This window comes from Deinococcus sp. Leaf326 (genome assembly GCF_001424185.1).
Lineage (GTDB): Bacteria > Deinococcota > Deinococci > Deinococcales > Deinococcaceae > Deinococcus.
Map to the genome: position 1 here is coordinate 1 of NZ_LMOM01000076.1, position 13144 is coordinate 13144.

Sequence of the window (13144 nt, forward strand, 5' to 3'; positions counted from 1 at the left end):
TGATCTGTTGATCCAAGCTTGCGCTTGGCTTGCCTCTCAGAGGCTGTACTGCCAGTCCGAAGACCGGCTTGTGGTCTTGCGACCTCTCGAGTCTGGAGTCTTCCGAAGAAAACCGCTCGCACACCCTGTCGGGCGTTCCTTTGCTTCTCGAACATCTTCCGTTGTCATGCTTCGCGGAGCGGAAAGCTCCGGTGTGCCTGGGGTTTCCCCGTCAGCAACTCAGTAAATATAGCCTTTACTTGAAAATCTGTCAAGCTCCTGCTCACATCTTCCGAGCGCCTGCGGCGCAACTGNTGCCTGGGGTTTCCCCGTCAGCAACTCAGTAAATATAGCCTTTACTTGAAAATCTGTCAAGCTCCTGCTCACATCTTCCGAGCGCCTGCGGCGCAACTGAGGGCGAACCCGGACGAACCGCACCGTCCCACCAGCCCAGTCTGCCATAAAGCGGTCAGACCGGCCCAGAAAAATACGGTCTGTATCCGGCGATGTCAAGCCTGGACGTGGCGGTCATAGATTGGCTTCCGGAAGATGACGCTACAGTCTGAAATAGAGCTCAGCTGGCTGCTCCAGCTCTCGCTGACCTCTGACAGTGGCAAGTGGCGTTGCATGGCATAAAAAAATGCGCTCAGAGATGAGATCGGCCTGATCCTCGATGTTGATCCCCCGAAATATGGGCTCGACACCAGCAGGTGGACTACAGCGCATATTCGGCCCGTTGTCAGCGTGACCTACGACATCTGGCTCGATCGCACGCGCCTCTCCCGACAACTGAAACGCTGGGGGTTCTCGTATCAGCGGGCCGTAGAGCGTAACGACGACATCGCCACCTGGCTCCGCGTCCACCATGACACGCCGGGAAAAAATTCGCTGAAGGCACCACGACGGTGTGCCTACATGGGAATGATTTCATCCCCGCACCGAAGGAACGCGCCTAAACTATGCCTCATCCATGTCTTCACCCTCTGCGCCTGCCGCCGCACCCTTCGACGTGCTGGTCCTGGTTGCCCCGGTAGGTACCCCGGAGGCGACCTTAGCAGTGCTGGCCGAGCTTCCCCCCACCTTGCCCGTCGCGGTCCTGATCATGTCCCCGCAGGAGAAGCCTGCCTTGAAGGACCTGCGCCGCCTATCACTCCTTCCTATGCGCGAGGCGGAGGACGGCGCGGTTCTGGAGTCAGGCAACGTCTACGTCGCTCCACCGCGCCAAGTTCTCACCATCCGCCCTGGACTGCTCTGTGCCCTCACCCCGCAGGACGACCGGCCCTCGCCGCCCCCACTCGACCAGTTGCTGGGCTCCCTAGCCCTCAGTGCCGGTTCGCGTGCGCTCGTGGTGATCCTGGGCGGCGAGGGCCAGGAGGGGGTGGCTGGAGCGCGTGCTCTGCGCGGGGTAGGCGGCACCGTGCTCGTCCAGCGTCCAGAAGAAATGACTGGAGCTGCCTTACCGACCCTCCTGCTCCAGACGGCCACACTGGTGCTGTCTCCCGCGACGCTGGCTCGGGTGGTCGCTGACCTCCTGGGGCACCGCTTGAGTGGGTATAAAGATCCCTATCAGGCGGTCCCCTCCTTTGAAATCACGGAGCGTAAGTACCGCGAAGCGAATCAGGCCTTTCTGGTTGAAATTTCCAGAGACCTCAGCCAGCTCGCCAGCGAGAAAGAACTGTGCCATACGGTCGGCCTAAAACTGGCAGCCCATCTGGGACTGACCTGTTACCACTATGTGGATGTGGATGAGGACCGTGCCGAGGTGACGGTCCTGCATTTCTGGCATGCGCTGGACGTGCCAGAGATCCTGGGCACCTATCCCGTTGCCGGGTTCATCGCTTCTGACAGGCTGGGTGGGTTGCGCGCCGGGGAAACGACCATCATTCACGACGTTCAAAACGAGCTCCAGGAAGACTCGCCCGCAGCGGCGGGGCTGAGGGAGGGGGCCGCGGCCCAGAAGATCAGCGCTTACGTGGCCGTACCCTACAGCCAGGACGGACGGTGGAAGGCCTATTTCGCCGTCGCGGACAGCCAGCCGCGGCGGTGGACGGAACTGGAAGTTAGGCTGATTCAGGAGGTCGCCGGCCAACTGTCTCCGCGCATCGAGCGTCTCCGTGTCCAGGCTGCCCTGCGCGCCTCTGAAGCGCAGTACCGCCTGGCCGAAGAAGCCGCCAATGGTCTGAGCTATACCTGGAACCTGGAGGCCCTCCACGTTACGCCGGGCGGTTTAGCTTCGTCATCCACCCCTAAGGACATCCGGGAGTCGTTGAGGACCCTCACGCCCACGTATAGCGACGGCTTCAGCAGGGTTCTGGGATACAGTCCCGGCGAAGTGCCGCTGACCTGGGCGGCGTGGCAGGCGCTGATTCATCCGGATGACCTAGAGCGGGTATCGGCCGAATACGGCCAACCGTTTCTGCCGGGTCGCTCCTCGATTGAGTACCGGCTGCGTCACAGGGACGGCCATTATCTGGACGTCCTCGACCATGGCGTAGTGATCCTTGATGAACAGGGCCGTATTCGCCGCCTCACCGGCTCTGTCACGGATATCACCGAACGCAGGCGCGCCGAGGAAGCCCTGAGAGAGAGCAAGGAGCGGCAAGTGTTTCTGCTACGGCTCAGCGAGACCCTACGGACTGAGCCCGACGTGAACGCCGTGGCAGACCGGGCGCTGGGACTGCTTTTGGAACAGCTGAGCCTGGACCGCTGTTCCATCGCCGAGTACCAGCTGGAAGAAGACTGGGCAGACCTCACCCATCAGGTCGGCAACGGCCGCATGCCGCCCCTGCCGAACGGTGTCCGCCTGTCGGATTTCCCGGAGGCTCTCCAGGTGATGCTCGACCGGACGCTGGTGATTGAGGACGTGACCCACACGCCTGGCCTCTCGGACCTGGACCGGAAGAACATGAACAGACTCGGCGTGGGCGCGCTTGTCGCCGCGACCCTGCGCAGAGGGGAGGGGCGTCCGCTTCGGTGCATCTTCGCCGTCTCTGCAAGTGCTCGGCCCTGGACCTCCGGTGAGATCGCCCTGATCGAAGAGAGTACCGAGCGCACCTGGGCGGCGATGGAGCAGGCACGGGAGGAGATGCTGCGCCGGCAAGCGGAGGAACTCAACGCCTTTCTGGTCCGCTTCACTGACACTGTGCGCCGTTTCACCGACCCACAGGCCGTCGCCGAAACGGCTTGCCGACTCATTGCCGAACGGCTCGGCGTCGAGCACGCGTACTGGACGGAGGTGGACTGGGCCACGCGCGAGCACGTTATCACGGCCTCAGTCCACACCCCGGGCGTACCCGTACCCGTCATCGAGAGCCGTTTCCCGGTCGGGGACTGGGAACCCCTCGCGTCGTTACAACGCGCCGGCCTTCCCGTCGTGGTGGACGACACCCAGGAAGACAGCCGCCTTCCGCCCGAGGTGAAGGCAGGCTACGTTCAGATCGCTGTCGGCGCGGACCTGTCCGTTCCGGTGACAATAGACGAAAAGCTACGCTGCGCACTCGCAGTCAATCAACGGCTGCCGCGTCACTGGAGCGAGGGGGAGATCGCACTTGTTCAGGGTCTCGTGGGACGTTGCTGGTCCGAGGTGGAGCGCGCCCGAGCCGAGGAAGCCCTGCGCGCCTCGGAAGCCCGGTTCCGGGCCGTCGCCAACCTCGTGCCCGATCTGCTCTGGGAAAGCGAACCGGACGGGTTGACCCCCTGGTACAACCAGCGTTGGCTGGACTACACCGGTCAGACGTTCGAGCAGGCAACCGGCTGGGGCTGGACAGACGCTATTCACCCGGACGACCGCGAGGGCTCAGCCCGGCGGTACGGTCAGGCCGTTCAGTGCGGGCAGCCGCTCCGGCAGGAACACCGCATCCGCCGTCACGATGGCGAGTACCGCTGGTTCGTGGTCAATGCCTTTCCTCTGCGAGATGAAGACGGTGAGGTCAACCGGGTTTACGGCGCGGCCACCGACATTCACCACCTGCGCGAGAAGTCTGCGGTGCTCGAAGCGCGTGTAGAAGAACGGACCCACCAACTGGCGGAGCTCAACGCCGAGTTCGAATCACGCAACCGGGCCCTGGAAGCGTTCGCAGAGCTGACCCGCAGTCTGGCCCTGCATCTCGACCCGTATGCCCTGATCCGGCGGGGGCAGGAAGTCGCCCTCTCTCTGCTCCCGGAAGGCTTTGCGACGTACTAGGTTCCCTCTGGCGGTTACGCACCCAGGTGGGGGACATGCGCAACCCGGCTCTCCAGGCGATCGTAGAGGCCGGGCTGAACAGGGGTGATATTCCCAGTCTCGACCAACCTTGGAAGAGCGGCTCGCCGTTCTTTCAGGGACACTATGCGCCGGACACCGATGGCCTGGGCGCTCTGGAGCACGGCACGAACGCGGTGGCAACGCTTCCTCTGACGGTCGGTGGCCGTCAGGTCGGGGTTTTCGCTGTAGCACTCTTCGGTGAGCGTGCCTGGTCGGGCGCCGACCGGGCCATGCTGGAGACAGTCGTCCGCAACCTGGGGCTGGCTCTGGAGCGGGCAGAAGCAGTCCGTACCCTGGCCGAGGAACGCGAAGCACTGGGCACCTTCGCCCAATTCGCTGAGCAGGCCAATGAACTTCAGGAGGTGCCGGCCCTCGCGCAATACGCCACCGCGGTGCTTCAACAGGTGCTGTCTCCAGGCAACACCGTGTACCTCGAACGCGAAGGAGAAGTCTGGCAGCTGCGTCATGTCTCCGGCCAGCTCGACCCTGAACTGGAAGCTGCCCTGCGCGGGGGCGTACCTGCCGCTCTGCCCGGCTTTGAGGTTTCCTTCGGGCGCCGGGAACCCGTGTTCTTCGAGCATTGGGACCCTGGCGAACTCGCTCCTCCGGTTCACTTCACGGCTATCGCCACATACCCCCTGTTTCCCCAGGACCACCCTGCCGGAATGCTCAGCATGGCCCTCATGGACCGCCCCGCCTAGACTGAGCGGGAGAAGGCCGTGTTCCGCGCCGTGGGGGACAGTTTCCGCCTAGCTGTAGAACGCAACTCCCAGCTGCAACAGATCGGGCGGCAGCGCGAACGTCTGGCGGACCTGAACGCCGAACTAGGAAATCTCATCACCCGCACCGCCCATAACCTCGAAGCTCCGGCGCAGAAACTCAGCCACCTGCTGGGCCCCGGCCTGTCAGGCGGCGCGCAGCCTTTCGACGGCCTTTCCCCCTACGACCCCGCGCTCCTTCAGGAGGAGATCGCGCGCCTGAAAGGCGTGGCCGAGGACCTCCGGCACCTCGCCCACCTGGAAGTGCGTCCGCTCAGCGCCGCGCTGCTGCCCTTGGGCGAAGTGTTCGCGGAGATGCGGGCAGCGTTGCCACACTTCCCGGGGCGACCGGTGGCCTGGCAGGTGGCCCGCCTGCCCATCGTGCGGGGAGACCGGGCGCTCCTGCGGCAGGCCCTGGAGGTGCTGATGACCTTTACCCTGAGTGACACACGCGGCGCGGGCTACGTGACGGTGGACAGCGCTGTCGTCGGCGGCGAAGTGCAGATTACGGTAGAGGACGACGGTGTAGGCCTCGTGGCCGAGGAGGCGGCGACCCTCTTTGACCTAGTGGTCCGCACAGATCAGGGCGTCCCGGTGCTAGAGGGCGGCGGCCTGATCCAGGTGCGGCGTATCCTGGCCCGCCACGGCGGCTGGGCTTGGGCGGAAGCCCGGAGCACCGGTGGAAAAGTAGTGCTGACCTTTCCCCAGGATGAGAAGGTGGGTGAACTCGAGGCCCTGTTTGGAGATGACCTGCCGGGGGCCTGAGACGCAGCTCTGGTCTACTCGGCCGCCTTCGGCCAGGCGAACCAGAAGGTCGCGCCCTGGTCGACCCTGCCTTCACCCCAGGCCCGCCCTCCGAAACGTTCGCAGAGCCGCCGAACCACTGCCAGGCCCAGACCCGTTCCCTCGTACGAGCCTGGGGGATGCAGGCGGCCGAACAGCTCAAAGGCCTTGTCCTTGTGGCGCAGGTTGAAACCGACGCCGTTGTCCTCAACCCCGATGCGGTACTCGGTGTCTGTACTCTGAACCAGGATATGTAGGCGAGCGCGTTCGCGGGTCCGGGTGAACTTCAGGGCATTGCCAACATACTCGTGCAAGATCAGTTGCAGCACCTGGCTGTCCCCATACACGGTGGGCAGGGGGACGGCCGTCACCTGCACGTCACGCCCCGCCATCTGGGGCTGGACTTCCTTGAGGACCTCACGCAGGACTTTGCCGAGGTCCACACTGCGCATGCGGGCTCGCAGGTTCCGGGCCCGCATATACCCTTTGAGCGAATCGAGCAGGGCCTGCGTCTGCTGCATGGCCTTGGCAGCGTGGTCCAGCGGCGCCGCGTCCTCGGTACCCGGCTTGACCAGGGTCAGGAAGTTCTCGGCGCGGGTCACGGTGCTGGTCAACTCCCGGGCCGAGAGGAACATCACGCTCTCGAATTCCTCTTCGAGCCGCAGAATCCGGTAACGCTGATCCTGAAGTTGCTGCGTCTGAGTCTGGTTGACGTCGAGAAGGGTTCGGTGGGCGGCCTTGAACGCCGTCACGTCGGTCAACGTGAGGTGGCAGGTGGCCGGCTTGCCTTCCCGCTGCTGTGACACAGCTTCCACCGCCAGGTCAAGGACCTGCCCATCCGGGAGCCGCACCTGAATCTCACCGGTCTGCGCCCCCCGGTCTCCAAGGGCTCGTCCTAACAGGGCCGTGAACGTGGGCCGGGAGGCCGCAGCGATCAACGGCAACAATGGACGCCCCGTGAGCCCCTGAGGGCCAGACGCGAGCAGGGCGGCTCCCCGGGCATTGACATCTATCACACGTCCCTGGGCGGAGACCAGAAGGGCGGCCTGGGGGGCACCATGAAACAGGGCCTTGGCCTGCACAACAGCCGCCTGGAGATGCTGGACCTGAGCTTCCAGCGTTTGCAGTCGGGCTTGGGCCGACGAGGGAGTGTCGGTGGGCTGGGAGGGAGGCTGGTGGGTCATCTGAGTTCACCGGGCAGAGGAGGGAAGTGTCCCCGCTGTGACACGGGGTGCGGAGGAGCCACAGCGGCCGAAGATTAGAACTGGAGCTTACCGCTCCTTATCGTCTCGGATGTGGAAGCTGGGTCAGTTCGGCGCGGCCTATGCGTATGCCGGGAACCCCAGCAGACCGAACAGATGTTCCTGCTCTTGGGTCATCCGGTGGTCGCTTGAGCCACCTGGGACACCCGCCGCAGCACACCGAGCCTCCCTTGAAGAAAGTCCGCCGGCTCAGGGCCGGTCAAGCCGTGGCAACGTAAGGAAACGGGGGAGTGGCGAGGGCATCCGCAGGTTCTATCCCTCCTTCAATGTTCCCATCACGTCCCGGCCGACCTCGCGGAGAAAGGCGGAAATCACCTTCCGCTCTGCTGGATCGAACCCATTGAGGCAGGCCGAGAGCAGGCCGAGAACCGCGGCCAGCCTGAGCGTGTCCGTACTCTCGCCTTTGAGGGACTGCACCATGACACTGCGTCGGGCAGTTGAGTGGGAAGCCCGTTTCACAAAGCCCCGCTTGACCAGACGAGCGATCAGGGCCGTGGTCGCGCCCAAGCCCATCTGAACCCGGTCCACTCCCCCACATGGCATGCTCGGGGGGTGACCCGCACCTCCGCCCTGACCCCGCACCTGCGCGAACTCGCGCGGCTGCGCCGTGTCCGCGACCGGATCGACCGCGAGTACGCCCAACCCCTGAATGTCGAGACCCTCGCACGCGGCGCCAACATGTCGGCGGGGCACCTCAGCCGCCAGTTCCGTCTCGCTTACGGAGAATCGCCCTACAGCTATCTCATGACGCGGCGTATCGAGCGCGCCATGGCGCTGCTGCGCCGAGGCGACCTGAACGTCACCCAGGTCTGCTTTGAGGTCGGGTGCACCTCTCTCGGGACCTTCAGCACCCGCTTCACCGAACTGGTTGGGATGTCTCTCAGCGCCTATCTCCGCCAGGCCAGACAAACAGTAGTCGCCATGCCCCCCTGTGTGGCGAAACAGGTCACCCGACCGGTCAGAAATCGAGAAGCGTCAGAGCCGGGAGCGCGCCTAGAGTGAATGCCATGGACCTGCTCATCCACCAGACCTTCCTCCCTCATACCGGTCCCGCAGCCGCACTGGCCTTCTACCGTGACCTGCTCGGTTTCGAGGTGCTCGACGACGTCGGGTACAACGGGATGCACTGGCTGACAGTCAGGCCCCCCGGCCAGGCAGGTCCGTCCATCGTCCTGTACCCACCAGAGGCCACCCCCGGGATCACGGATGATGAGCGCCGCAGCATCGCGGAGATGATGGCCAAGGGGTCATACGCCACACTCATCCTGACCACGGTGGACCTCGACGGCACATTTGGACTTCTTCAGGGCCACGACATCGAGATCGTCCAGGAACCGGCGGCGCAGCCCTATGGGATTCGTGACTGCGCGGTCAGGGACCCGGCGGGAAATCTCCTGCGGATTCAGGAGCGGCGCTGAGCACCATGGAGAAAACTGATGAAAGCCCCCAGAGCCCCAGCCTGCTCCGGACGCCGACATATAAGTTCAGCCCTGCATAGGAGGAACAATAGATGACCGTGAAGCCCCCCAGCAAGCTGGCACAACCGTCCAGAAGTACAGCCAGAACAACGGAGCCGCAGGGATTCACAGCGGAGGAACGAGCGGCGATGAAGGCCCGTACCCAGGAGCTCAAGGCAGAGGCGCGCCTGGGCAGGAACCGGGCGGAGGGGGAACGCGCGGTTCTTGCTGCCCTCGCCCTGATGCCGGAACCAGACCGCACTCTGGGTGAGCAGTTCCACGCGCTCGTCGGTGCGGCGGCGCCGGAGCTCCTGCCGAGAACCTGGTATGGCATGCCCGCCTATGCCAGGGAAGGTCAGGTGGTCTGCTTTTTCCAGAGTGCGTCTAAATTCAAGACGCGGTATACGACGATCGGCTTCAGTGACGCGGCAAATCTCGACGAGGGCACCTTGTGGCCAACGACCTTCGCCCTGACGACGTGGACCCCCGAAGGAGAGGCGAAGATCGACGCGCTCGTGAGGAGAGCCGTGAGCGAGGGGCTGCCCAGTCAGTCGAAAAGGGACTGAGCCGGAGAGATCAGGTGTGAATGGTCCACCGCGAGGCGTCCCCGAAACACAGATCGGCATTAATGGCGGCGGCAGCCCGCGCGCCACTGGCCGCCGCCAGAACAACCTGCTGCTCGCCGATCATGTCGCCCGCAGCATATACGCCAGGAACGCTGGTTAGCCCCGTCTCGGGAGTGACAGCCAGCAGCACGCCGGCCAGTGGGCCACGGTCGATGCGGGCACAGCCGAGTTGCTCAGGGAGGGCGGAGCGCTGTGCCTGCCCAGGGGTCACGAACAGGGTGTCACGGCCGAGCCGGGTACCGTCCTCGAAAGTGACATTTCGTCCGTCCCACTGGGCGACGAGACGTTCATCAATGCGGACGCCCAGGTCATCGAGGTTCGATTGTTGCTGAGCTGTGAGATGGGCAGGGCCGTGGGTGAGCAGGACCAGGTGGGGCGTCCATTGCCGCAGCAGGACGCCGCGGTGGTAGGCCATATCGCCGCCGCCGGGAATCAGGTCGGCGAGGTCCTGATCGCGAACTTCCCAGCCATGGCAGTAGGGACAGTGGTGGACGGTCGTGCCCCAGCCCTCCTGCAGGCCGGGAATGTCGGGAAGGAGATCGGTGACGCCTGTAGCCAGCAATAGGCGGCGAGCGTGGACGGTGTTGCCGCCCTCCAGCGTGACGGCGAAGCCCTCCTGAGCAGGAACGACTCCTTCGGCAAGGCGGGCGAGGCGGGTCACAGGGTAGGGGGCAAGTTGTTCGCGGGCGAGGCGGGTGAGTTCGAGAGGTGGGGTGCCGTCGCGGGTGAGGAGGCCGTGGGAGGCCTGAGCTGGGGCATTGCGGGGTGGACCCGAGTCGAGAAGTAGAGTGGAGCGCCGGGCACGGCCGAGAACGAGAGCGGCGTTCAGTCCAGCGCTCCCGGCACCAACTATGACCACATCGAAGGAAGCATCTTTTGATATCACGTTATCAATAGATAGGATTTTTGCATGTTGGTCAACCCTGGAATGCACAATCCATAAGGGGCTGTAGAGGGGATGGGGTGGGACTCAGAGAAGAGAGGCTCGCCGACCACCAAGTCGCCCTCATGATCATTGTTTATCACTCTGTCCGGGCAGTACCAGGAGAGACAAGCGTGCGTACAGCCCGCCGGTCACACTCGGACGCTTCAAGCTGCCTTCTATTACGCAACGGTCCACCCTGGCACAGGAACAGCTTGAGCCCGGGTAGCCGGGCCCATCCCTGCCTACCTGCCTGTTCCCCTCTGGCCTCCTCACTGCCAAAACGTCCCGCCTCAGTGGTGGACATCCGAGACGAAGAAGGCACTCTGGTCCTTTCCCACGGCGTACCCCCACCGCACGTCGAACCAGATTTCCCGCGCTCCCCTGCACGTCTTCAGCTCCAGACCGACCGTGTGCATGCCTACGCGCTGCCCGAACTGAGGCTGGCCGTTCTGGACTGCCCGGGAGCCGTACCGCGTCTGACCGTAAACATCCAGAATCGTCGTGGTCTGAAGAGGGTCGAGCGCGACGTTCAGATCGTCACGCAGTTCCTGCGGACCGGCGGGTGTGCCCCAGTGCCAGGTCAGACTGCGCAGGGTCACGGGTCGTCCACCGACGTTCTCCATCCAGAGGTGGTCCACAGGCCGCGCCCGGTAGTGGTAGAGCTCGGGAGGGAGTTCACGGGCATGCAGGAGATAGTTAGGATGCTCGAGCAAGGTATGAATGGTGGTCTCGCAGCTCGGCATGGGACCCGCTATATCAGGTGGTCTGTAACGGGTGCGTTATCGCCGGCCTGGCCCTGTTCCGCCTGGAGGTGCCCCTCATCCCCAGGCCCAGGAGGACGCCCCAGCAGGCCTCCATCGACAACAAGAAATTCGATGCCCAGCAACGCGCTTCCTTTCCCCCTTCATGGGTGTCGGCCTCGCACCCAACGTCAAGCGAGGCTACGCGCACGACCCTCCCTACGGGCTGCGGCGCCAGCAGAAGTGGTCCCACTGTCTCAGGACCTACACCGAGCGGTACCGCGTGCTTGGCGAGGCCCTGAGGTGGCAGGTGCAAGCCGGCAGATTCAACTGCCGCTCAATACCGGACCGGCCAAGCGACTTGGTCGCCCTCCAGGTAGCCGCTCGCCTCGAGGCTGGTCAAGCCTATACGCACGTCCAGTCCATGTTCAGGCAAGGCCTCGCAACTTCATGGTCAACCAGAAACGCCTCTACCTTCTGAGCAGGAAGACCTCTACCCTGACCCAGCCCCGAGGAGCCACCTGGAGGCCTGTTTCCCTACGGTGGCTGTTGCTCAGGTGAGGCACCCACCCCCCACCCCCCCAGATGCGGTTACCAACACTTCCTCGTGCAGCGTCAGGTTCATGGGCAGCCAGATCGAACATGCTTTCCGCAGCCTTGTAGACGTCGTACTGACCTCACAGCCCACATCGGCTTCTGAACAACAGGGCAAATTTAGTTCCTCTGACGAAAAGTAATATTTTTGGTATTCCAGTCTTTCAAAGATGAGGTCTAAACAATAACTTTTTCGGCTACAGCGCCGCGTTCCCTTCCGTCTCTTACCGCCGGCCATCTTCCTTTGGTCTGCCTTTCCTGAGGTGCAGCATGTCTAGCGCAAAAACCGTACTTCGGCATTCGTTGTTCGTCCTCATCGGTTTGTCGAGCTTCGCCCAGGCCGCGACCCTCAAGATCGCGAGTGTCAGTCCGCTCTCAGGCGACTTGAGTCCCATCGGCACCGAACTACGCCGCGGGGTCGAACTCGCTGTCGAAGCGCGCGCCCGCGCCTTCAAATCCCAGGGCTACGATCTGCTTCTCGTTCCCTTCGACGATCAGGCGTCGGCCAGCCGTGCGGGCGGCATCGCGCGTGACATCGTGGCTGATCCGGCCATCGTCGGCGTCGTGGGTGCTGTGAATTCCAGTGTATCCAACGTGATCGCTCAGGTCTTCGAGGGGGCTCAGCTCGCGGCTGTCTCTCCGTCGAGTACCGACGACACGCTGACGACTCACGGCTGGAAGTCCTTCAGTCGTCTCGTCGCCCCTGACCGGGCCCAGGCCATCGCGGCCGCGACGTACCTTCAGGAAGAAGCCAACGCGAAAAACGTCTACATCGTCTCCGACAATACGGCTTACGGCAATGGCCTCTCGACGAGTGTTCAGGATCAGCTGAGACGGCGCAACATCACCGTCAGCGGCTACGTCGGCATCTCGGACGCTGCCGCGCTGGCAGGCGCCGTCAAGCGGATCGTCGACAGCCAGCCCGACACCGTGTACTTCGGCGGTAGTGACGACACGGGCGCAGAACTCGTCCGGGCTCTGCGCACAGCAGGGGTCACCGCTCTGTTCATCGGGGGAAACGGTCTGGATGCGCCGAGTTTCGCCAAGCGCGCCGGGAGTGCTGCCGCCGGCGTCGTCTACTCGACCGTCTATGGTCCGGTCAGCGCCTATTCCGGTTCCGAAGTGTTCGAGAAGCAGTACACGGCCCGGTACAAGTCGGCTCCGACCGGCCGCGCCCTGATGGCCTATGACGCAGCGAACGTTCTGCTGAGTGCGATCAATACGACTCTGAAGTCTCCAGCGGTTCTCCCAACCCGCGCGGACGTGAGCGGCGCAGTACGCAAGGTCAAGTTCGAGGCCTGTGTCAACAAGAGTGCGCTGTTATGTGAAAGCATTTCGGGGCCGGTGGCATTCGACCCGCGCGGGGAACGGATGAGAACCCGCGTGATGTTGATGCGTCTGGGCAGTGATGCCAAAGCCAACATTCTGAGTACCAAGACCGTCGCTGCCGAAAGTCTGAGATAGGAAGCCGACCAGGACACGTCAGCTGTAGGATTTGCTCAGAAGCTGTAGCCTACGCTCTCCAACTATATGGAGCACTATGTCCTATTATAACTGAGCGCTCCGAACTTGAGTACAGAAACAATCCCTCAACAGGCTCACTCTGAATATGAATACCGTACAGAGTAAGCCGTGTGGCAAATAATCATCCGGGCAGAAGTCTATAGTTACGGAGGAATGTTTCAGATACACTCCTCCGCAACACATCAAATACCCGGGAGGTCAGATGAGATTCTCGGTATCAATGCGCAATTCAGCCAGTGCCGATCAGCAGACT

Annotated in this window: 11 protein-coding genes; 7 read left to right on the plus strand and 4 right to left on the minus strand. The window is 63.4% G+C overall.

Annotated features, from left to right (window positions below; translation table 11 throughout):
• Positions 1-949 precede the first annotated feature (949 nt).
• From ASF71_RS19410 to ASF71_RS19420, 3 genes are read left to right on the plus strand one after another with little or no spacing between them, the layout of a single operon-like run.
• Complete coding sequence (locus tag ASF71_RS19410) at positions 950-4162, plus strand: PAS domain-containing protein (RefSeq protein ID WP_082506219.1); 3213 nt, start codon at positions 950-952, stop codon at positions 4160-4162.
• Positions 4163-4197: 35 nt separating this feature from the next.
• A complete protein-coding gene (locus ASF71_RS19415; protein WP_056303201.1) occupies positions 4198-4923 on the plus strand; it encodes a GAF domain-containing protein in 726 nt (241 codons plus the stop codon).
• An 18-nt stretch (positions 4924-4941) separates the two neighbouring features.
• The gene (locus ASF71_RS19420) at positions 4942-5745 is read left to right on the plus strand and encodes a sensor histidine kinase KdpD (RefSeq protein WP_056303203.1); all 804 of its coding nucleotides are present in this window, start codon (positions 4942-4944) and stop codon (positions 5743-5745) included.
• 14 nt (positions 5746-5759) lie between these two features.
• Here the strand turns inward: ASF71_RS19420 and ASF71_RS19425 are convergent, their stop codons facing one another.
• Positions 5760-6947 (minus strand): ATP-binding protein, encoded by a 1188-nt coding sequence (locus tag ASF71_RS19425; RefSeq protein WP_082506220.1) that lies wholly within the window; start codon positions 6945-6947, stop codon positions 5760-5762.
• A gap of 330 nt (positions 6948-7277) precedes the next feature.
• Entirely contained in the window at positions 7278-7553 is a 276-nt protein-coding gene (locus ASF71_RS19430) for a hypothetical protein (RefSeq protein ID WP_056303207.1), read from the minus strand.
• Positions 7554-7577: 24 nt separating this feature from the next.
• Between ASF71_RS19430 and ASF71_RS19435 the strand changes: the two genes are divergently transcribed.
• From ASF71_RS19435 to ASF71_RS19445, 3 genes are all read left to right on the plus strand, one after another.
• Positions 7578-8027 carry a helix-turn-helix transcriptional regulator gene (locus tag ASF71_RS19435; RefSeq protein WP_056303208.1) on the plus strand — a complete coding sequence of 150 codons (450 nt, stop codon included), beginning with the start codon at positions 7578-7580 and terminating at the stop codon, positions 8025-8027.
• Positions 8028-8032: 5 nt separating this feature from the next.
• Entirely contained in the window at positions 8033-8443 is a 411-nt protein-coding gene (locus ASF71_RS19440) for a VOC family protein (RefSeq protein ID WP_056303211.1), read from the plus strand.
• A gap of 92 nt (positions 8444-8535) precedes the next feature.
• Complete coding sequence (locus ASF71_RS19445) at positions 8536-9048, plus strand: iron chaperone (protein ID WP_056303213.1); 513 nt, start codon at positions 8536-8538, stop codon at positions 9046-9048.
• Between the two features lie 10 nt (positions 9049-9058).
• On the opposite strand, the gene ASF71_RS19450 is transcribed toward ASF71_RS19445, so the two are convergent.
• A complete protein-coding gene (locus ASF71_RS19450) occupies positions 9059-9994 on the minus strand; it encodes an NAD(P)/FAD-dependent oxidoreductase (RefSeq protein WP_162243145.1) in 936 nt (311 codons plus the stop codon).
• Between the two features lie 329 nt (positions 9995-10323).
• Positions 10324-10746, minus strand: a complete 423-nt coding sequence (locus ASF71_RS19460) for a hypothetical protein (RefSeq protein ID WP_156372990.1) — start codon at positions 10744-10746, stop codon at positions 10324-10326.
• Between the two features lie 891 nt (positions 10747-11637).
• Here ASF71_RS19460 and ASF71_RS19465 point away from each other — a divergent pair.
• The gene (locus tag ASF71_RS19465; RefSeq protein WP_235514631.1) at positions 11638-12831 is read left to right on the plus strand and encodes a branched-chain amino acid ABC transporter substrate-binding protein; all 1194 of its coding nucleotides are present in this window, start codon (positions 11638-11640) and stop codon (positions 12829-12831) included.
• Positions 12832-13144 lie beyond the last annotated feature (313 nt).

Excerpts from the sequence above, each read along its gene's own strand:
- ASF71_RS19410 (WP_082506219.1), top strand. The coding sequence starts at position 950 with ATGTCTTCACCCTCTGCGCCTGCCGCCGCACCCTTCGACGTGCTGGTC.
- ASF71_RS19415 (WP_056303201.1), top strand. The coding sequence starts at position 4,198 with ATGCGCAACCCGGCTCTCCAGGCGATCGTAGAGGCCGGGCTGAACAGG.
- ASF71_RS19425 (WP_082506220.1), bottom strand. The coding sequence starts at position 6,947 with ATGACCCACCAGCCTCCCTCCCAGCCCACCGACACTCCCTCGTCGGCC.
- ASF71_RS19440 (WP_056303211.1), top strand. The coding sequence starts at position 8,033 with ATGGACCTGCTCATCCACCAGACCTTCCTCCCTCATACCGGTCCCGCA.
- ASF71_RS19445 (WP_056303213.1), top strand. The coding sequence starts at position 8,536 with ATGACCGTGAAGCCCCCCAGCAAGCTGGCACAACCGTCCAGAAGTACA.
- ASF71_RS19465 (WP_235514631.1), top strand. The coding sequence starts at position 11,638 with ATGTCTAGCGCAAAAACCGTACTTCGGCATTCGTTGTTCGTCCTCATC.